The 19811-nt window shown below is 43.2% G+C and carries 18 protein-coding genes; 7 read left to right on the top strand and 11 right to left on the bottom strand.

The window, feature by feature from the left end:
• Positions 1-310: 310 nt before the first annotated feature.
• On the bottom strand, positions 311-2176 hold the full coding sequence (locus tag QT979_RS26600; RefSeq protein ID WP_333312158.1) for an AAA-like domain-containing protein: 1866 nt from the start codon (positions 2174-2176) through the stop codon (positions 311-313).
• Positions 2177-2452: 276 nt separating this feature from the next.
• Between QT979_RS26600 and QT979_RS26595 the strand changes: the two genes are divergently transcribed.
• The 3 genes from QT979_RS26595 (at position 2453) to QT979_RS26585 (ending at position 4623) form a co-directional block, all read left to right on the top strand.
• Positions 2453-2626: a hypothetical protein gene (locus tag QT979_RS26595; RefSeq protein ID WP_333040368.1), complete on the top strand. Its 174-nt coding sequence runs from the start codon at positions 2453-2455 to the stop codon at positions 2624-2626.
• Between the two features lie 40 nt (positions 2627-2666).
• Positions 2667-2999, top strand: a complete 333-nt coding sequence (locus QT979_RS26590) for a hypothetical protein (RefSeq protein ID WP_333213403.1) — start codon at positions 2667-2669, stop codon at positions 2997-2999.
• Positions 3000-3291: 292 nt separating this feature from the next.
• Entirely contained in the window at positions 3292-4623 is a 1332-nt protein-coding gene (locus QT979_RS26585; protein WP_333312157.1) for a serine hydrolase, read from the top strand.
• An 86-nt stretch (positions 4624-4709) separates the two neighbouring features.
• Here the strand turns inward: QT979_RS26585 and QT979_RS26580 are convergent, their stop codons facing one another.
• The 5 genes from QT979_RS26580 to QT979_RS26560 all read right to left on the bottom strand — a co-directional run bounded on the left by QT979_RS26580 (position 4710) and on the right by QT979_RS26560 (position 7513).
• Positions 4710-5081, bottom strand: coding sequence for a DUF4342 domain-containing protein (locus QT979_RS26580; RefSeq protein ID WP_333223331.1), 372 nt, complete (start codon positions 5079-5081; stop codon positions 4710-4712).
• A gap of 494 nt (positions 5082-5575) precedes the next feature.
• Positions 5576-5944 (bottom strand): cupin domain-containing protein, encoded by a 369-nt coding sequence (locus tag QT979_RS26575; protein ID WP_333312160.1) that lies wholly within the window; start codon positions 5942-5944, stop codon positions 5576-5578.
• A gap of 193 nt (positions 5945-6137) precedes the next feature.
• On the bottom strand, positions 6138-6764 hold the full coding sequence (locus QT979_RS26570; protein ID WP_333312156.1) for a TMEM175 family protein: 627 nt from the start codon (positions 6762-6764) through the stop codon (positions 6138-6140).
• 253 nt (positions 6765-7017) lie between these two features.
• Complete coding sequence (locus tag QT979_RS26565) at positions 7018-7266, bottom strand: nucleotidyltransferase domain-containing protein (protein ID WP_333312159.1); 249 nt, start codon at positions 7264-7266, stop codon at positions 7018-7020.
• A 115-nt stretch (positions 7267-7381) separates the two neighbouring features.
• Positions 7382-7513 carry a hypothetical protein gene (locus QT979_RS26560; RefSeq protein ID WP_333213408.1) on the bottom strand — a complete coding sequence of 44 codons (132 nt, stop codon included), beginning with the start codon at positions 7511-7513 and terminating at the stop codon, positions 7382-7384.
• A gap of 590 nt (positions 7514-8103) precedes the next feature.
• Between QT979_RS26560 and QT979_RS26555 the strand changes: the two genes are divergently transcribed.
• Positions 8104-9375, top strand: a complete 1272-nt coding sequence (locus QT979_RS26555) for a transporter substrate-binding domain-containing protein (RefSeq protein WP_333213409.1) — start codon at positions 8104-8106, stop codon at positions 9373-9375.
• Between the two features lie 24 nt (positions 9376-9399).
• On the opposite strand, the gene QT979_RS26550 is transcribed toward QT979_RS26555, so the two are convergent.
• Positions 9400-9621, bottom strand: coding sequence for a DUF433 domain-containing protein (locus QT979_RS26550; protein WP_333213410.1), 222 nt, complete (start codon positions 9619-9621; stop codon positions 9400-9402).
• Between the two features lie 295 nt (positions 9622-9916).
• Between QT979_RS26550 and QT979_RS26545 the strand changes: the two genes are divergently transcribed.
• Complete coding sequence (locus tag QT979_RS26545; RefSeq protein WP_333312155.1) at positions 9917-11842, top strand: ABC-F family ATP-binding cassette domain-containing protein; 1926 nt, start codon at positions 9917-9919, stop codon at positions 11840-11842.
• A 176-nt stretch (positions 11843-12018) separates the two neighbouring features.
• Here QT979_RS26545 and QT979_RS26540 read toward each other — a convergent pair whose 3' ends face one another.
• Both QT979_RS26540 and QT979_RS26535 read right to left on the bottom strand, forming a co-directional pair.
• Positions 12019-12678, bottom strand: a complete 660-nt coding sequence (locus QT979_RS26540; RefSeq protein WP_333312154.1) for a DUF2290 domain-containing protein — start codon at positions 12676-12678, stop codon at positions 12019-12021.
• A 77-nt stretch (positions 12679-12755) separates the two neighbouring features.
• The gene (locus QT979_RS26535) at positions 12756-14864 is read right to left on the bottom strand and encodes an ATP-binding domain-containing protein (protein ID WP_333312153.1); all 2109 of its coding nucleotides are present in this window, start codon (positions 14862-14864) and stop codon (positions 12756-12758) included.
• 861 nt (positions 14865-15725) lie between these two features.
• On the opposite strand from QT979_RS26535, the gene QT979_RS26530 reads away from it, so the two are divergent.
• Together QT979_RS26530 and QT979_RS26525 are read left to right on the top strand one after the other, a co-directional pair.
• Entirely contained in the window at positions 15726-16943 is a 1218-nt protein-coding gene (locus QT979_RS26530; RefSeq protein ID WP_333312152.1) for a hypothetical protein, read from the top strand.
• A gap of 335 nt (positions 16944-17278) precedes the next feature.
• Positions 17279-17854, top strand: a complete 576-nt coding sequence (locus QT979_RS26525; RefSeq protein WP_333312151.1) for a TIGR04376 family protein — start codon at positions 17279-17281, stop codon at positions 17852-17854.
• A gap of 352 nt (positions 17855-18206) precedes the next feature.
• Here the strand turns inward: QT979_RS26525 and QT979_RS26520 are convergent, their stop codons facing one another.
• Together QT979_RS26520 and QT979_RS26515 are read right to left on the bottom strand one after the other, a co-directional pair.
• Complete coding sequence (locus QT979_RS26520) at positions 18207-19103, bottom strand: pirin family protein (RefSeq protein ID WP_333213418.1); 897 nt, start codon at positions 19101-19103, stop codon at positions 18207-18209.
• Positions 19104-19259: 156 nt separating this feature from the next.
• Positions 19260-19475 (bottom strand): hypothetical protein, encoded by a 216-nt coding sequence (locus QT979_RS26515; protein ID WP_190659239.1) that lies wholly within the window; start codon positions 19473-19475, stop codon positions 19260-19262.
• Positions 19476-19811 lie beyond the last annotated feature (336 nt).

Here is a 19811-nt window from a genome sequence, read left to right as displayed (position 1 = left end):
CTGGTTGCTGGGGGCTTTTTCATTGGTTTATTTTACCAGCTTTTGTCACCGAAGTTTTTTTGACCTGAATCCTTACAGTTCAACGAACCGCGAAGGCGCGAAGGACGCGAAGAATGAAAGAAGAAGAGGAAGAAGGTAATTTCATGATATATCTACTTTGTGGTGAACACGCGCCATGCAATGAAAGCAGTAAAACCTAGATAACCAAACACGGCTATCCAGTCTAGCCAATTATCGGATGTTATCAAAAAAATATCGTTCATGGGTATCATTCACCTGATTATTACTTGCCGCAGTTACGCATCAAATTTTACACGATCGCGCTTAAGTGCGATCTAAAATATTGTCGGTACAGTTCGCACCTCGGCACGCACTCGTTCCCCTGCAACTTCACCAACCCCAAACTGTCTAATTTAAACGCCTGCATCGCCTTTAATTGCACCGGAGAGTCGGCCGCCACAATCTCTCTCATACCCTGCGCTAACTCAGGATATTCTTCCAAATTCCACAACTGCCGACGCAAATGGTCGCTGTAAATTCCCGCATCTGCGATCGCAGTTTCTTTTAATTCATCGAGTGTCAAATCCGATCGCGAAATGTGATATAATGCAACTCGCACTAAATACGGATGACCGCCGACAATTTTCATTAAGTTTTCAACTTCTGCATCCGACCAATTCAAATTATGGCGCTCTGCTAAATCTTGTATTTGCTGAGAGTTGAATTCGGGCAAATCTACAGGCAGTCCGACGTTGAAAGGCGATTGATTGATGTTCATTGGGATGTAAACTTCGGTGGAGTGAACTACAATTAATCGCAGTTTTTTCCAGATTTCTCGCCGCTTGGATTCTTCGTGCCACGCCCGCAGCAGTCCTAAAAAGTCTTCGGCAATGTCGGGATATTGGAAAACGCGATCGATCTCGTCTAATCCTAAAATTAAAGGACTGTCGATTTGCGGCAAAATGTATTTTTCAAAGTAATCTTTGCAGTTGACTTTGCTGCCAAAAATCTCGTCCCAATAATCGTCTAATTGATTGGGTAAGTGCAACTCGCGGCCGACGTAAGCGCAAAACCATTTTAAGAATTTATCTAAGTTGGCAAAGACGCCTTTATCTACTAACTGAAAAGTTAGCGGCACGGTGCAATAGCCTTGACGAGCTCCGTGATGCAAAATTCTTGCCATCAATGAAGTTTTGCCCATTTGTCTTGGTGCTTTGATTCTAATTAAGGCGCTGGGCTGCACAATAGTTTGATAACAGCGTTCTTCGATGGGCGGGCGTTCTACATAAAATTGAGAAGCAACATCGACTTGTCCTCCCGGTAATTCCGGTTCAGCGGCGGGTAGAGGTATTTCGTCGCTGCTAATTTCTAATAGCTGTTTTTGTGTTAAATTGTCCGTTTCTTCGGTAACTGGTGTGGGTTCTTCTGCTAGTAAATTCAGAACCTCTTCGATAATAATTGGAGTGTCGGCGGTGGTTTTCCATTCCCTCTGTTTGATGCGGTAGAGATAGCCCCGCAAGTCGTGATTTAGAGGCGCATTTAGCGGAAAACCGACGCGGATGGGGAGAATTATTGGTTTCTTGTCAGGGCGGGAGTCTTGCAGTTCTTTTGCTTGCTGAACTTGATATGTTATCAGTTCGCTTTGATTTCCCGTTGGCGGCAACAGTAGCAGCAAATAATCGCATTCTTGGAGGAATGAATTAATGCGATCGAACCAATTATCTCCTAATCTAATGTTATTTTCTGCTGTGAAAACTGTATGCCCGATCGCGCTTAAGGCCGTTTCTAACTCTTTTCCTAACTCGCGATCGGGTTCGGCGCTACGATAACTGACAAATACTTTAACAATTCTGTTGCTGGCTGTATCTTCCGCTGCCGGCGAATTGTCCAGCTCGTCTAAATTTGTCGGTTCCTCAAGTTTAGCCGATCGATGGTCGCTAGCAGCCAGAGTCATTTCAAAAGCCGCGAACAACTGTCGAATTTTACTCAAATCCGCACCTTCTCTACCCTGCTTAATTTTGCTGACTGTATCCGCACCGACGCCAGATTCAGCCTCGATTTCAGTCAGAGTACCTCTAATGTTATGTCGGTCAGACCATTCTTGGAGCGCCTCGTTAAGTTTCTTTAAGCCAGAGGCAGTGAGAATGCGACCGCGATCGCGTTTTGACTTGAGCACTTCGCTTGCAGTGAAAGGGGAACGAATCTAGAAATTTTAACGCCTTAAGTTCCTATTTTGGGCGATTTTAAGGAAGATAATCAACCAGCCGGAATTTAAGGAATTTTACTGCGAGAGGGTTTTTGGGCGATCGACTCCTGAAACTCTGTCCTGATAACGGCTTCAACAGTTGAATATATTTGAGGATAAAAAGTTTTTCTTAACTCCCCAATCTCCGCCACTAATCACCACTTAACTTTTTAGAGTAGATACACCAAGCAAAAAAGGAGCAGCCAAATGAGCAAAATCTTACACAGGCTGGCAATGGCCGCTTTGGGAACCGCCGCCATTTTCACAATTAATACACTTAATAATTTAACAGAAGCATCAGCGGCTGGTAAATTTGACGAACCAGAAATTTATCAAAACACAGTTTTTCCACTCGGCGTACCGGGTCAGTTCCATAAATAGGCAAATTCATTGATTGATTTAATTTAATTAAGGAGAAATTATGAAGTCTACACTGTGTTCGCCACAACCTATAGCTACCAAATCTGACTCGGTTGATGCTGAGGCGATCGATGCCTGCACTGCGCTTGCATGGATGGAATTGGTAGCATTAGATGCTAGCGCTCTCACAGGGGATGATTGGCTGGCTTTGTGCGATGATATAGATAGCGGGGAAATCTACCGCTGCTGGTTTTTGTGGCGCGATCGCGAAGTTAGCGGTAATTGGGAAGCTTACGATCCTTTGAGCGATCGCCGATTTGTTGCTAAAGGAAAAGTTTTTCTCAAAGCCGCGATCGACTCCCTCGAAGATGCTAGAAATCGCGAACTCGCCTAACTTGAATTCATCTCACGCGAATAAAATTTTTGTCTGCAAAACAAGAATTATGCCAAGAGAATCCACAACTGTACAAACTTTCGTCCGCCTGGGCGAGACTGGAAAAAAAAGAGGTAGTAGAAGCGGATTTGAGATCAGTCCCGGAAACCGACTATTCTCAAAGAAAATAAAAAAAATTACGGCTGCAGGCAAAAGTTGACTGTATGATGCTAGGTGCTTCGTCTCGAAAGCGGTTGATCAGGTTTTTTCAGCCGCTTTCTCGTTGCAGCCGTTAAACTCTTTCTCTTCACACATGACTCCTAAACTGCGATGGCTGTTGCCGGCCGCCCTTAGCCTTTTCTCGATCGCCCTGCCCGCAAAAGCTGATACACTAACATCTTGGCACTTCGATCCCAGGGAAAACCAACTCAATTTAACCACAGATTCAGGAGTTCAGCCGGAAGTTAAACTAATCGCCAATCCCACCCGCTTAGTAATTGACCTACCGGGAATAGTCTTGGAATATCCCGAAAGCCCTCAAAGTTACAACTCAGCTATTCAACAAATTAGAGTTGGGCAGTTTGACACCGGAACTACCAGGTTAGTAATAGAATTAACTCCCGGTTATAAGTTAGACCCGCAACAAGTCCGAGTCATTAGAGAATCTGCCACGCGCTGGTCGTTTCAGTTGCCAAATCCCCAGCAAATAGCTGGAAATGAGTCTTTTATCCCCACAGCTATTACCCGCATAGAACAAGCAGCAGGTCAAGTTAGACCCACTGTTGCGCCGGGAAATCAGAGAAACTATTCCACTGATTTGGCAATGTCAGCAGGCTCGGAAATGACAGCCATCAAGCCTCAAATCGAAAGTGCGATCGAACAGTATAGATCCCTCAGCGCCGGAATGTTTTTTCTGGATTTAGATACAGGAAACTATTTGGATATCAAGGGCGATCGAGTATTTCCGGCCGCGAGTACCATCAAACTACCAATTCTGATTGCTTTTTATCAAGATGTAGACGCAGGCAAAGTTAGCCTCGACGAAACATTAGTTATGAAGTCCGACTTAGTTGCCAGCGGTTCTGGAACTATGCAAGACGAACCTGATGGAACTCGGTTTAGCATCAAAGAAACCGTAGATAAAATGATTACCATCAGCGACAATACAGCCACCAACATGATTATTGAACGTTTGGGGGGAATTGCTAAACTCAACGAGCGTTTTCGCAGTTGGGGATTAACTGATACCAGAATTCGCAATTGGTTGGGAGATTTTCAAGGAACAAATACCACAAGTTCTGTGGATATGGTAAAGTTGCTGGCGATGCTGTCTCGCGATAAATTAGTCTCTGAATCGAGTCGGGAACAAGCTTTAGAATTACTGCGGCACACAACAACTAGAACGCTTTTGCCTTCCGGTTTGGGCCCTGGCGCAGTTATTGCTGACAAAACTGGAGATATCGGCTTTGTAGTTGGCGATGCAGGAATTATTGATATGCCCAACGGCAAGCGTTATTTAGCCGCAATCTTTGTCAAACGTCCTTACAATGACCCGATTGTGAGAGATTTTGTCCGTCGGATTTCGCGCATTGTTTACAATTATTTAGACCAACCTGCGGCGAGAGTACCGGATAATTTGCGTTGATCAGACAATTCGGCGATTGAAATCGCTACTAAACAAACAAAGTCCGCCTTCGCGGACTTGAAGAGAAGATTTTTAATTACTAAGGACTATTCTTTGCGCTCGATGGCTACAGTCAAGTGAGCTGCAACTGCCCCAACTGTAGCCAGTACAGCAGCAATTGGAAAGACTACCGATCCTGCAACGCCGCCTACCAATCCAGCCATCAGCGGAATGTCTGCCAAAGTCCGCCCTTGCGAGTTTTTGATGACGAGGCGGCGGAGTTTTCCTTGCTGAATTAGTTCTTTGACTTTAGCAATTAAACTGTCGGCGCTAATCTTAAATTCTTCCACTCTGACTTTTTCCTCTGTTGCAAATTCTGAGGCGAATACATGAGTCTCAACTGTTGGGTTGGCTGAATTCCCTGCCGCTGCTGTTTCGTCTTGTAGAATTGTTACTTGTTGTTCTAGTTGTGAGTTCATTTTGTGTAAGGGCGGGTGAAAACCAGCCGTTTAATTTCTATACTCTTATCTTCGGCGATCGCACTTGGGAATGACAGGCAAGGAAACCCTACAATCTGCATTCGTACTTTCCCCCCCTGTCTTTTTACTCAAAACCTTATTTTTGTCTGGTTAAATCGGGGCGGGTTTATCTATTCCTAAAGGTATAGAAGCTTTTGTTGAAACAACCAGTCTCTAGATATAAGTCAAGTAATATCAATTCGGATTGCACTCCTCATGATTGTTGAGTGTTGACTAAAATTATGATTTTGGGACAAATGACAGTTTGGACATTTGAAAAATACCGATGCCACCGGAAACGATATCAGTTGTCTTTACGAGTTGACCGAGATTTGAGAAGATCGCTTTTATTCTGGTCAACAAAGTGAATTAATAGACAATTCAGAATCGTAGAAACTGCTTTAAACTATTTTTAGTCTCAATATTTCTACCATGACTTCAAGAGTGATTGCTATCTAGGCACACTCCTCAGAGGGTGGAGGTACGATCTCGATACCGTACTTGGGAGCAGTAGTAAGAATTTTGTCAAGGTCTTCAGGGCTCAAGGATGCTCCAAGGGTAATCTCACTATTGACGGCCTTTCCAACTTCGGCAATAAATTTCTCAAAGCCAGCAGGAGTGACCCAAACCAGAATTTTAGCGGGTGTAGCGGTGGTATTAGTAAATCGGTGAAGCTGGCCTTTCGGTGAATGAAGGAAGGTTCCAGCCGTCGCCAGGAAAGTACGATCGTCAAGCTGGAATTCAATCTCTCCGTCTTGAACATAAAATGATTCATTTTCTCGGTAGTGCCGATGGGTTGGCGCACCGCCACCAGGTGCAACAATTACCTCACAAAGCGCATAGGCTTCCCCTGTCTCTTCACCAATTGCTTTGAAGGTATAGAAGAGAGGTCTTGACCAAAGTAGTAAGAACGACCTTGACCAGGTTCAACAAAAAGTCCGTTTTGATGAATTGTCATTTGTTAATTGGTAAAGCGAAGTGTTAGCTGGCTGGCGATGGCTTTTTGTGGAACATTCTTCAGGAAGTCAGAATCTTCTCAATACGCCGATCGGGGATCAGCCACATAATTGCAACTAAAACATACAGCATGAAAGCCAACCATGAGTTGACAAAGGAAAGCAGGATTGCTACGGTATAAATCACCACTGATACTTTACCCTTAAAGTCTCGCCCAAGTGCAATTGCCAGAGTGGATTCTTTACCGTGGTGAGAAATAAGAACACGAGTAAGAATGAAGTAAGCGATCGCAGCCAACAACAGCACTGTGCCATAAAGCGCAACTGGCCACGCAGCGAAGTGATTCTCGCCTGTCCAGCCAGTGACAAAGGGAATGAGTGACAACCAGAACAGCAGATGCAGATTAGCCCACAACACATTACCATTGACCTGCCGAGTCGCTTGTAACAAGTGATGGTGGTTGTTCCAGTAGATACCAAGATAAATAAAACTGAGTACATAGCTCAGAAATACTGGAACTAGCGGACGCAGCGCAGCTAAATCAGGTTCATGGGGCACTTTCAATTCCAGTACCATAATGGTGATGAGAATGGCGATTACACCATCGCTGAATGCTTCTAACCTGCCTTTACCCATTTTTGTAGATCCTCCTTTTTTGCTGGCGCGGGCGATCGCTCCTAATTCCAACAATAACTTAGCATAAGGTCGGTTGCAGTGATGTGTTATACTGATGGGCGATCGCTTGCACTTACCAACAAAGCCAAGGATTTTGCTTGCCTAATCTCGGCTGAAAACAGATAACCTTAACGGACTTTTCGCCGATCTGTTGAAGCAGTCGATCGGCACGACTTCTTATCAATACCCGATCGCGCAACGGGTAAAGCGGGAGAAGCAGTTGTTGAAATAAAAAGAGCGATCGATTAAGGAAGCGCGATCGCGGTTATTTGACATAGATAGTTTTAGCGGTAGAGAGAATTTCTTGACGGCGAATCCAGTTGGAACTGCGCTCGATCGCCCGTTTACTCATTAGATCGACTGGTCTACTTAGCACTGCTTCGAGTTCTTCCTGCATTTGGGCGCGATCGAGTAGACCCCAGTTGGCCGTGGGGGCAAAAGCAATTAGGATATCGATGTCGTTGTCTGCATGAAAGTTGTCGTGAAGGACAGAACCAAAGAGGGAGAGTTCGATTATTTACCACTGTTGGCAGAATTTGGTGATTTGTTCAATTGGCAGGGCGATCGGGCTTTTCATTCAGCCTCCTCAATCTTTCTCTAGAGCCATTTCAGCAAATAGTTTCGGTAATTTACAGGTATGACACCGAGAACTTATAGAGCGAATTGAGCGATCGGGCTTTTGTACAGTAAGATCGCGTGGCTCGATCGGAGAGCGCGATGGTGAGCAATGCTGCGGCCGCTGGATGGTCAAAAGTTGTCATAAAATTTCTTGCAATTGCAAATCCGGTTTGAATACTCCTTTTATCTCTTGGTCTTGAAAGACTAACTTTGTTTGTTTAGTCGCGATTTAAATCTCATAATTATCGAGGGGAAACAACCCGGATATGATTTATTTACCGCCTAGCAGCTTTTTAGCACCTTGTGTTAGTGTATTTTTAAGCATGGTTTGGCGCTTTATGCACTCTAAATAATTTCCCAATGTGGGCATCTGATTCTTGAAACTCATGTTACTAATAAAACTGTGTTTTTGCGGTTCATTGTGAGTTGCTCCGGCGGCGACTGCTTTGCGAATTAGGAGTTATACGACTCGGTGCGATCGGCAGAATCTAATTTAGAGTTTTGTACGGAATAATGTAAAATAGCGCTGTATATAATTGTAAGAGTTGTTCAATAACTACTTAGAACGCACGAAAAAGCCGTCAGATTTCACTCCGGCAGCAGATGCTGTATCAACAGCTTTGAATCCGTCGGTCTTTTCTACTACGTAAATAGCCTTGTAACGACTGAGACGCTACTTAATCAAGTAGAGCGTCATCTCCGTAACACTTATTTTTTGGGAGTACACAATTTTATGACCACAATAATGCAGCTCTTAATCCATATTAGAGGTGGAGTTTCTCTTGTTATGAGTTCTGTACTTGCGGTTGTCAAAAATTTTCGACTTGGGATAATTTTGGCTTTAGCGTGTCTTGCTTGTATTTTGAGTTATGTTCCTGCTGTTTCGCAAACTTCGCCAACTCAGTTACCTAATCCGCTCAAACTGGGAGTTAGGACTTCTGTTTACCCGATCGGAAATAATATTAATGTAAATTTTTTGAGTCAATTTTTTCCCGAATATAATTTTATGAGAGTTTTTTTTGAAAATAATATTTATAAACCAAATTCTGCTGAAGGGTTTTGCGGCACTTTTGGTAAAGAGCTACAGAAGGAGTTAGCTAGTAAGGGTCAACAAATCAAAGTTAAATACATTCCTATTGTGAATCAACATAAAGGATTCGTTGCACCTAGATATTATGGCTTGAAAAAAGGTATAATTGATATTGAATGCGGTCCAAATTCAATATCATCTGGTAAGCTTCCAACTGGTGAAGGTATTGAATTTTCACAGCCTTTCTATAAAACAGGTGTGAAGCTTTTATTAAAAGAAGAATTAGCTGACAAGTTGAATTCAAAACTTATAGAGCTAAAGGAGATTAAAATTGGTGTGGTTAAAGAATCTACTACATTAGAAGTCTTAAGTAAGAACAACCTTAAATTTGTTGAGTATGATAGTGGTCGTGAAGCTTTAAATGCTCTTGAGGTAAATGATGTAAACGCATATGCTAGTGATGCACTTATTGTCGCGAATCTCCTTAAAAAGGGAGTCGATCAACCAGAACAACCAAAGAGAGAACCATACGAAAATTTGGAATACACTATCTACCCAAATAGCTCATCAACAACCAGGTATTTAACTGGCAACAAGCCAACAGAAGAGTATGCTATGGCAGTTCTGGGACGTACGCCGTTTTCCAAGGATTTACTTAATGTGATTAATAACACTTTATATAAGTCTAAATTGTCCAGCTATCAGCAGATATTAGAAAATTATGAAACAAGAGCAGATAATTTTTGGTGGAATATCTTAAAAAAGACAGGGCGTTTTTCTAAAAATTATTTATGGGTAATATTTGTGCCAATTTTTTGGGAGTTATTAATTGAATATTCAAGTTTAAATGTGCCAATAAAAGTGCGGAAAAAAATGAGATCAATAGCAGCAATAATAGTAGGTATATTAATCATTTTTATACTAATTAATGTGTTTTTAGTATATGTGATTCCGCTGGTTATCCCAGGTTACTAATGCCACTGAATAGGTGGCAATTCCTCAATCAATTGCTGCTAATAAAAATGGGTCTCGGAAAGCAACAACTTCATAGCGATCGGGTAGCTCAATGATGCGAGCGTCAAGGTAAGAGGGTACAAAAACTAGAGCTTGTCGGATATCTTCATCCTCTAGTTCTGGAAACTCTTGATGTAGTTCTTTTTGATCGGGATAAGTTGCTAGCAGCTCAATCACCCGACGAACAGCAATCCAAAGCGAATACATGGTTGCCCATTCATCCGCTTTGGATTGCTGGTAATACGATCTATTTTCATTTATACTAATCTCAACTCTTCATTATTATCTTATCTCCCCTATTGCCAGTTCGGAAACTTAGCAATATAAATCTCTATGCTAACTATTTTTATGAGCCTTCATCTTTAGAAGAGCAACTAATAACGAATGGTTAGCCCTTTGTTTTAGTTATTGCATCGCAGATCCGGTACAATACATGATATAACCTAAAGTACCGCAATTCGCTCATCTATGTCAAAAGTTAGGTGAATAATTTTATATACTCATGACTATTTTTACTCTGCGATCGATCAAAAAAGACTTCGGCATCAAGGAACTCTTGACAGATGCCAGCTTCAGCCTCGATGAAGGCGATAAAGTCGGACTCATCGGCACCAACGGTTCCGGCAAATCAACCCTGCTGAAAATGATTGCCGGTATGGAGTCGATCGACTCTGGCGATCGCTGGGTCAATCCAGGGTCTACAATTGTCTATCTCCCCCAACAGCCGGATTTAGACGAAAATCACACTGTCTTAGAGCAAGTATTTGCCGACAGTGGCGAACAAATGGCTTTAGTGCGAGAATACGAGGAAATTTCCGCTCAATTGTCCCACGGCAAAGGCGATACAGACAAGTTGATGGCGCGTCTGTCTGCAGTGTCTGAACGCATTGATGAGGTGGATGCGTGGGATTTGGAAACCAAGGCGAAATTGATTTTGACCAAGTTGGGGATTGAGGATTTTGATGCGAAAATTGCCGATTTGTCCGGCGGCTACCGCAAGCGAATTGCCTTAGCAACAGCCTTGTTGTCCGAGCCCGATGTGTTGCTGATGGATGAACCGACAAACCACTTGGATGCGCTGTCAGTTGAGTGGTTGCAGAACTATTTGAACGGCTATCGCGGTGCTTTGCTGCTGATTACGCACGATCGCTATTTTCTCGATCGCGTTACCAATCGCATCCTAGAGATCGATCGCGGCGACCTTTACAATTATGCTGGCAATTACGCTTATTACTTGGAGAAAAAAGCCTTAGCTGAAGAATCCGCCGCCAGCAGTGTTCGCAAACACGCGGGTGTATTGCGGCGCGAATTGGAATGGCTCAAACGCGGGCCGAAAGCGCGCAGTACCAAGCAAAAAGCTCGGATCGATCGCATTAAAGATATGCGAGCCCAGGAATTCAAAACAGCCAACGGCAAAGTCGAAATTGCCACAGCCGGCCGCCGGATTGGTAAGAAGGTGATTGAGTTACTGAATATCTGTAAAGCTTACGGCGATCGCACTTTAATTAAAGATTTTACCTACAATTTCACACCCGAAGACCGGATAGGAATTATTGGCTGCAACGGTGCGGGAAAATCGACGCTGATGGATATCATCACCGGACGCATTCAGCCGGATTCGGGTACTGTCGAAATTGGCACAACCATTCATATCGGTTATTTTGACCAGCATTCAGAGGATTTGACGCCGAACGAAGACCAGCGAGTTATTGAATACTTGAAAAGTGTGGCCGAGTTGGTGCAAACGGCGGATGGGGAAATCATTACCGCTTCTCAAATGTTGGAAAAGTTTCTGTTTCCACCGAACCAACAGTATGCACCGATTAACAAACTTTCGGGCGGGGAAAAGCGCCGGTTATTTCTGTTGAAAGTGCTGATGAGTGCGCCGAATGTGCTGATTTTGGACGAACCGACAAACGACCTGGACGTGCAGACTTTGGCGGTTTTGGAGGATTATCTCGAAGATTTTAACGGCTGCGTGATTGTGGTGTCCCACGATCGCTATTTTCTCGATCGCACGATCGACATGGTTTTCGCCTTGGAGCCTGGGGGCAATTTGCGCTTGTATCCCGGCAATTATTCCGTGTATTTAGACTACAAGAAAGCCGAAGAAGCAAAGGAAATAAAAGGACAAAAAGAAAAAGAAAAACTTACACGCACGGCGGCTGAATCTAATAATTCAAAATCCCAAAGCTCCACTCAAAAATCTACCAAAGTTTCCTTCAATGATAAGCGAGAATACGAACAATTAGAAAGTCAAATTCCGAAGATGGAAGCTGAGAAACAAGAGATTGAGAAGAGGTTGTCTAACAATGCTCCGAGCGGGTTTGCGGAGGTAAAGAAGTTATCGGATCGTTTAGCTCAGTTGACGCAGCAGATCGATCATGCGACTGAGCGCTGGTTGGAGTTAGCCGAACGGGTTGGTTAATTTAGGTTGTGCTGTAGAACATCACGAAAAAACAATAATATATTGTAGGGTCTTGTAGGGCCTGGTTTAACGTAGCTTCTATACTAGAATCGAGTTTACTGTGGCAAAACCAGCCCTCCCCACGTGATGTTTATTTGTACCCACTTACTTACAGTTAAGTATGCTAATTTATTTTGTCATTCAATAGCTATGTGCAATATCTTTTTTTCTCCGGAAGTTATAGTTTTCTGAAAAAGCTTACTGGAAAATGTAAGTTGAGCTGTGAATTTTTTAAATGCGGTGTTGTAAAAACTACGAAGAATAAAAGATATGAATGTACTGGGTGCTATGGGAGAACAAACAGGTATTCTACAATTTTTGAATTGTCCCAAAGTTAGATGGGATTTCGGGTGATCTAATTCCTGATGGTTGTCTGGATCGTAATCAAATCTAATTGGTACTGGCAATATATTTTTTGCTATTATGTCTGCATATATTTCGTCCTTTTCATAAATCTCCGGATCATTCTGAAAGTTTTCCAAAAATGGTGATGGAAAGAAGGCTAATCTATGTGAAATTAAACTAGAATTTTCATAAGTATACATTAACTGGATTAACGCACCATCAATCATTTTGATATTATAGTTGTCATTTCTATCTAATTCCTCATACATCTCTTTGTAATCAACATTTTTCAATACTATTGAGAGATCCTGCATTCCAGAATATGCGATTTTATAACTACCTTTACCAGTCTGTGTAGATGAAACATAATTTTGTTCAACCGATAAACCAATAAATATTAATTTTCGAGTAATTTCATTGATTTCTTGGCAAATCTCTTTAGGGGTAGTCATTAAACGTATTCATAAATTAGATTTTACTTGATGCAGGACAAGAATTTTAGATTAGTTGCTGGGTATGTTCAAGATTCTCAAAGCTTGTCTTTGAGTTGATTTACTAAATCTTGTAAATCTTCTTTCTGGATTTCACCTTTTTCAAGAGCTTGAAGCAGGTCTTGTAGGCTACTACGTGACTTAGCTATAAGACCGCGTTCTTTTTGGTTTATCTCTCTATTAATAAGATTCATTTCTTTTCGCTCTTCTTCTGTAGGATAAGTGAATTCAAGAACAAACTTTTTTTCCCTAATTTTATTAAATTCTTCTACTAAACCTCTCATATTTTCACCATAACCTAATACTCTTAGCCAAGCTTTGCTTCTTGTCATTGCAGTAAATAAGATATTCCTTTTTCTGGCAAGTTCATAACCTGAAAAGCATTCTTGAGCATTGATCACATATATCATTGCAGCTTCATTTCCTTTAGCTCTATTGATACTCGTAAAAGTGATCGTTTCTTCACGAAAAAAATCATCTGGTGAAGTTGTTACTCCAGCAAGGTTAGAGTTAATCCCCTTTTCAAATAGTAAAGCTCTAGCGTCTCCAACAGCCTCTCTAGTTGTAAGTGGATTAGAGTGGATAACCATTATGTCGTCACCTTTCAATTCATCTTCCTTAAGATTCTTTTCGATTTCATTTATTAGCCATTCTATTTGTGTTTTGTTGCTGTCAAAAGATTTTAACCTAATTAAGTCTTCAATAGGTGAATGAGATTCCAGGAACTTAGGACTGGTATTGTTAGTCCTAGAAAGCTTAACAAATTTTCCATCTTCCAGGCTTCCTGCCTCTACTTCATAACCAATATCTCTCCATAATCCAGCATTTTCAAACATCTGGATTAATCCTTCATTTCTATATATACCAAAACCTAAAGCGTGTGCAGAAGTTAGGATGGGACGAGAATTTCTGTAGCATTTTTCTAAAATAATGTCTTGTTTCGGTTCCCCTCGTTTGTTCTGAAGTTGAACAAGTGGTTTACCATGAGCATCTTTGCCAAAGATGACTTCCGGTGATTCCATTGTCTTTTTATTTAGATTTTGAAGCTCATCATAAGCATAAACCATTCTTTTTGGAGCTTTCAAAATTTCATAGCAAAGTCGCAAGAAATGTTTAGAAAAATCCTGGGCTTCATCAATAAGTATAGCATCATAATACCGCTGATAATTTTTAATCTTATTAAGAGCTTCCTCACAAACTCTATCAAACTCTTGACCATATTTAGCCATCGTTTTTGCTGAATTTAAATCTCGATATTCAATATTATGTCTTTTGCAAAATTCATAATAAATTCCTTCTATTGAAGGACTTCCCCAAGCATGAATTATTTTGACTTTTTCCCAATCTGGCTCTTCACTTTTATGCTCAAAAGTAAAAGCATTAATAAGCTGCTTAAACTGACCTTTCAACGAACGGGTATTAAAAGTTACAGCAATATTCCAATCGGGGTGTTTTGCGTGTAGATATGCAGTTTTAAGAGCTAGAACTATGGTTTTACCCGAACCAGCAAGACCTCTAATTCTCTGGACACCTTCGACTGTTTCAATTACTGCTGCACTTTGATTTCTGTCTAAATTGGCGATGGATTCTTCTAGTTTATAGAGCTTGGCTCCCCTGGAGTCTTTTTGCTTAACATAGGTGCGCTGATTTCTTTTTCTTATGGAAGTCATAGCTTGTATGACTGAGTTAAGTTCTTCAAAATATTCACTCGATGATGGCCATTCTAGTTTTTCCAAGTATTTTGTAAGTTCTGAATCACTAATTATAACCGGATATTCATCGTCTAAACGCTCTGGTTTATGAGGGCAAGCTGGTGCATATGTTACCACACCAAGTTCTACCATTAATTTTCTTTTATTCGTGAGAGATTTATGTTGAAGTAGTTTAGATTGAATTTTATTTATGCTCTCATCTTGTTTTTCTTCTATGTTTTGGCTGATCTCACTTCCTTCCACAATGTGAAAAATAACAACACCCTGCTCTCTGGATACCAAAAGAGCATCAATCTGATAGCCCCCCTGAGAGGTTCCGATTATTGGGTATCCTAGATATAAGCTGCCATCGATATCGCTTCTTTTCTCGAAGAACTCAGCTAGCCTTCTAGATGACTCTGGTTTATCTACATCGCCTCGGATAACGTTAACCATGAGATGTTGCCTCACCTAATTTATGTACCTTTATTATCGCTCAATTCGGAGCGATCGTCCAACCTGTATTTTTAATGGGAAAGCCGGAACTCGCCGTTGGGATGCTGCACAAGTTTCGCTGGATATTCCCCTCAGCTTTTATCCTCTGTCAAGCTCCAGCAATGACAATTTTCTTGCTGCGCTGAATCAGGCAAATTTAGAGTTTGCTATTTTCTGCAAAAATTTGATCGCGCGCTCCCAATTATAAGTTAAGCTTATATTTAAGATTAAGGATTTTTTTTATTGTGATATTACAAATAATAATGTTGTAAAAAAATCTAAAAAAAATATTAGGAATAATTCTTATTTAGCCGACGATTTTGCAACTTTTGACAATTTATTACCTAATTGTGATGAAGTTATGGTACTATTAAAGTTATAAAATCTGCAGCTTTTTATAACTGTCAAGCAAACTGACCAAAAACTTAAGACGGATAAAAGTCTGAAATCCTTGTCAAAACAGCAATGCAAGCGGAAACAGCGGCAAAAAAGCCGCTTTTTTTGCGATCGCCTCAAGTAAAGCTGTGTGTCAAAAACTGGGAAGCCCCGGAGGGTGGGGTTGACAAAAGCAGTAGAATGTGGTGTAAAAGTCTGGGTAAGCAAATAAGACTGGCAGCAGAAAAGAGGGGACGGAAAGGCCCAAAACAGGTAAAACAAAAGTCGATCGGGCCAAGTAAGTTTACCGAGGACTAAAAATATGGTGATGAGTGAGATACAATTGACCTGTTCTGAGCCAAGAATTGGTCAACATCACAAGTATCCTGTAGAAGTCTGAAGTTGAGAATCTCAGGGTTGTCGAGGAGCGGGAGCAAACAGAAAACTATGCCTCAAAAAGTAATCGCCAAACAGATGTCTTTGGAATCAGCGTCAGAGCCGATCGCCGTGAGGGCGACGGTGGAAACAGTGCCAGCCGAAGCAGTGGCAGTAGAGTCCTACGCCGATCAGTTGATGGACGAACTGTTTGAAGGAGTCGATCGAGCATTCGACGCTAGCGGCGGACTGCCATCCGAACCCGTGCAGCCAGAATTCGTGGCGCTCAAGTCGATCTCGGTACCTCAAATAGTTTTGTCGCAGTTGGCACCCCCCCAGCCGCAGCGGGGCGAAAAAGACGTAGAAGCGATCGCCCGCCAAGTCGCCCTAGAAACAACCAAAAAACAGCAGTCCAAACAATCATTCGACAGAATGCTGCTGGGAGCAGCATTTGGGTCGCTGCTGCTAGTCATGGGGTTGTGGCTCGCAAGCAGGTCGGGACTCGTGCGCTTGGCCGCTGCCCCCGCACCAGAGACACCCGCAGCAAGTGGCAAAACAGCACCAGATACTCCGTTTGTGGAATATGTGCAGCGATCCCTAGATGCGATCGAACAAAAAAAAGCACCCCCAGCTAACCCCCAACTTGCAGGAGTTCCCGGAGCACCCACCCCAGGGACGCTGCCGAGCATTCCAATTTCCGGCGCGCCGCCCGCGACCGCAGGTCTTTCGACAGCAGTCAACCGCATTGCTAATGCCCTCGAACAAGCTGCCTCGCAGCCGGGAGCACCAGCACCCCAAGTCGTAGTCATCCCTCCCCCCGCTCAGGTGACTGTGGCTCCGGCTGCTCCGGTAGCTGCTGCTCCGGCTGCTCCTCAAACCAGCGCAGTTTCGCCCTCGCCGGTGGCTCCAGCCTCCGGTCGTGCGATCGCCGCTGCGGGCAATCGAGATCCCCTCGCTGCTTCCCCTTCCTCGGAGTCTCCCCAGCCAAAGATTTTGGCTCGCGAAACCGAACCGGCACCAGCGCCCCCAGCCCAGCAATCTGCGCCCGCGCCGGAGCAATCGGCACCAGCCGTCAGCAGCGCCCCAACTTCCGCGCACACGTTGGTAGGGATTTTGGAGTTGGGCGATCGATCGGCTGCTTTGTTTGAAGTAGACGGCGTAGCCCGCAGAATTTATGTCGGCGAAAGCATCGGCGCTAGCGGTTGGACGCTGGCAGAAATCAAAAATCAAGAAGCAGTGATTCGCAAGGGAGGAGATGTGCGATCGGTTTTTGTCGGCCAAAAGTTCTAATCAATCATCAGTTATGAGTCATTAGTCATCAGTCATTAGTTATGAGTTAGGTCATCGGTAATTGGTAATGGGCAGCGATCGGGCTGTATATGACGAGCAGTGAAAACAGTTATAATATAGGAACCGCCAAGACGTTCTTAATTGCTGAAACCATTGCTCTTATTGCTTCTTGCTTCTATCCGTTAAATCGCTTCCCCAATTCGTTACCGAACTTTCTTCTGCTATAACTAACAACTCAGGATCGATAATCGATCGCCAGTGACTAAGAACCAATGACTAATAACTAATGACCAATGACTAATGACTCATAACTGATGACTGAGGAATTATAAAAAATGGGCTTATTTGATGATTTCAGCCGCTTTCTAGAAACCAGATTAGAAGAATTTTTGCGTAGCAATCCCCATCTCGAATTGCAGGCAATAGAAGAACAACTGAAGGAACAAGAAGAAGACACTCTGCGGCTGATTCTTGATATTCAAAAACAAGAGAAAAAACTGCAAGCCGAAATTCTCTCCGCCGCTCAAGAAATTCAGCGCTGGAATGATCGCATCAACAAAGCTAAAGCTGCTCAAAGGCTCGATTTAGCTCAAGCCGCCCAAGAGCGGCAAGCAGCTTTGTTGCGTCAGGGAAATCAGCGCTGGGGTCAAATGCAAGGCTGCAAAGAACGGATTGAAAAAGCAAAAGAACTGTACCGCCAAATTCAAATACGGCGAAAAGAAGTCCGAGCAAAAGCGGCAGAAGCTGCAACTCGAACTACCACTAAAACAGAGCCAAATTGGGATACAAAGGGTTGGAATCAGAGTTCAAATTATAATAGTTTTAATGCGGCAGATCCTTTAGAAGAAAAGTTTCAACGCTGGGAAGCAGACGAAGAACTCGATCAAATGAAGCGGAATATAGGCCGATAGTTACGAAAGCATCCCAATCCTTTAGGGACGGGTTCACCCGGAACTGGGATTCCTGGTGCAACTATTAGTCAAGCCTCCAGAGTCTCAGGTATTGCGATCGCTCGCTCAGACTTGATATAATTACCATCCTAAAATTCTAGGGCTAATTAATCAATCATCCCTACAATATTCTCACCTACTCAATGAGCGTTGCATATTTATGGTATAAACAAAAGCTCTAATCAAGTAAAAAAAATTATGATTTGTCGCGGCTGTCAATCCACCAATCTGACGGGGTGACAACCCCCCGTCAGGTAAAAAAGACGAATTCTGAATCAAAAAACAGTTTTTTAATTTAAATCGCTGCGGTTATTCACAACGGTTGCTCTGCTTGAGAAGGTGGCTCTTCTGGCAACGGAATAAACTCTGTCTCTTGAGGAACCTGAGCAAACCGTCCCTCTCTCCAATCGAGTTTAGCTTGCTCAATGCGCGAGTGCCGACTCGAAACAAAATTCCACCACTTATGTCGCTCACCAACAGGTTCACCGCCAATCACAATACAACGAGCCTTGCCTGAAGCAGAAATGTTCACTTCAGTGCCGGAAGTGAGAACAGCTAATCGATGTTGTTCCAGAGGCACTCCATCGATCAAAAGCCCCTCTGTTACGCTGTAAACTGCCTGTTCGCTGTAATGACCCGGTAAGGTAAATTCTCTTCCAGCAGTTAGTTCCACGTCCAGATAAATCATGGGTGAAAATATTTGAACTGGCGAAGTACGACCATAGGCCTCACCCGCAATTAGGGTGAACGAAACTCCTGCATCCTCCCAAACAGGCAACTCAGAAGCCGGATGATGCCGAAACCAGGGGTCGGTTTCTTCGTATTCATCGGGAAGTGCTATCCAGGTTTGAATGCCATGCAGGATGGCTTCTTTGCTGCGATCGTCGTCAGGCGTGCGTTCAGAGTGGACAATGCCTCGCCCTGCTGTCATCCAATTCACCGCACCGGGACGGATTTCTTGAACGCTGCCGACACTATCACGATGCAGCAAAACACCTTCAAACAGGTAGGTGACGGTTGCTAAGTTGATGTGCGGATGCGGCCTGACATCCACGCCCCGGCCGGGTGGAAACACCGCAGGGCCGAGATGGTCAAAGAAGATGAACGGGCCTACCAGTGCTAAAACGTCTGAGGGAAGCAAGCGACGGGCTTGGAATCCACCCAAATCTTGAATGTGTGGCTCAATGAGATGCTGGATGGTATCCGTCATAATGTTTATGAAGTTGGGAAGGCTAATCGTCTATGTCAAAAGTGCATTATACAAAAAAGCTATCCTTGTAGAGGCCGATCGCAATATCAGTGACTAATCTAAACTTTCCCCATCGAAAGCTGTTGTAGAGTGTCGAGTTCTCAACGAGCTTTCTACTTACGAGACGATGGAGAGTTCATCACTGACTTGAATCCTACCTTTGACCAGGGAGCGAATCAGACGATCGAGTGAGCCACGTTCTTCTTCACTGATGGACTCATCCAGGATAGCGGCCATCATGCCGTAGCGGTCAGCTTTGGTAACGCGGTGAGTATCGGTGACAGTGGCAATTAATTCGTTGATAGCGCCGGGGAGAAGATTAACTTGAAACATGGGATTGTTTTGAACTCGACACCTTAATCATCTCGTGGTTTCTCCTAAGAGCAAGTGATGGTGCTGGTTTTTTTCCGTGATAATACTGAAAATATTGAGTGAACCAAGTCCGTGTTACCAGTGATCGAAGTCACTACATTGAAACCAATGCAGCGGTGGAACAACTACAACCCACCTTCCGCCCTTTGACTATCACACCGTAATAATTTTCGTCTTACACGAGTCTGAACTTCCTGCTGTGCAAAAGTTTCAGACCTTCTTGACACTCCCTGCGCTGAAGCAGCAGGGATTCTAAAGAAACTACCAAAAGGTAATTCTTGAAGGCGCTGTCAAAAC

Origin of the sequence: Microcoleus sp. w2-18bC1, from assembly GCF_036700365.1 — a bacterium.
Taxonomy (GTDB): domain Bacteria; phylum Cyanobacteriota; class Cyanobacteriia; order Cyanobacteriales; family Microcoleaceae; genus Microcoleus.
This window is presented reverse-complemented; position numbering and strand designations above follow the sequence as displayed.

Excerpts from the sequence above, each read along its gene's own strand:
- QT979_RS26545 (WP_333312155.1), top strand. The coding sequence starts at position 9,917 with ATGACTATTTTTACTCTGCGATCGATCAAAAAAGACTTCGGCATCAAG.
- QT979_RS26595 (WP_333040368.1), top strand. The coding sequence starts at position 2,453 with ATGAGCAAAATCTTACACAGGCTGGCAATGGCCGCTTTGGGAACCGCC.
- QT979_RS26540 (WP_333312154.1), bottom strand. The coding sequence starts at position 12,678 with ATGACTACCCCTAAAGAGATTTGCCAAGAAATCAATGAAATTACTCGA.
- QT979_RS26550 (WP_333213410.1), bottom strand. The coding sequence starts at position 9,621 with ATGTATTCGCTTTGGATTGCTGTTCGTCGGGTGATTGAGCTGCTAGCA.
- QT979_RS26585 (WP_333312157.1), top strand. The coding sequence starts at position 3,292 with ATGACTCCTAAACTGCGATGGCTGTTGCCGGCCGCCCTTAGCCTTTTC.
- QT979_RS26560 (WP_333213408.1), bottom strand. The coding sequence starts at position 7,513 with ATGACAACTTTTGACCATCCAGCGGCCGCAGCATTGCTCACCATCGCG.
- QT979_RS26535 (WP_333312153.1), bottom strand. The coding sequence starts at position 14,864 with ATGGTTAACGTTATCCGAGGCGATGTAGATAAACCAGAGTCATCTAGA.
- QT979_RS26515 (WP_190659239.1), bottom strand. The coding sequence starts at position 19,475 with ATGTTTCAAGTTAATCTTCTCCCCGGCGCTATCAACGAATTAATTGCC.
- QT979_RS26525 (WP_333312151.1), top strand. The coding sequence starts at position 17,279 with ATGGGCTTATTTGATGATTTCAGCCGCTTTCTAGAAACCAGATTAGAA.
- QT979_RS26555 (WP_333213409.1), top strand. The coding sequence starts at position 8,104 with ATGACCACAATAATGCAGCTCTTAATCCATATTAGAGGTGGAGTTTCT.
- QT979_RS26580 (WP_333223331.1), bottom strand. The coding sequence starts at position 5,081 with ATGAACTCACAACTAGAACAACAAGTAACAATTCTACAAGACGAAACA.
- QT979_RS26530 (WP_333312152.1), top strand. The coding sequence starts at position 15,726 with ATGCCTCAAAAAGTAATCGCCAAACAGATGTCTTTGGAATCAGCGTCA.
- QT979_RS26590 (WP_333213403.1), top strand. The coding sequence starts at position 2,667 with ATGAAGTCTACACTGTGTTCGCCACAACCTATAGCTACCAAATCTGAC.
- QT979_RS26520 (WP_333213418.1), bottom strand. The coding sequence starts at position 19,103 with ATGACGGATACCATCCAGCATCTCATTGAGCCACACATTCAAGATTTG.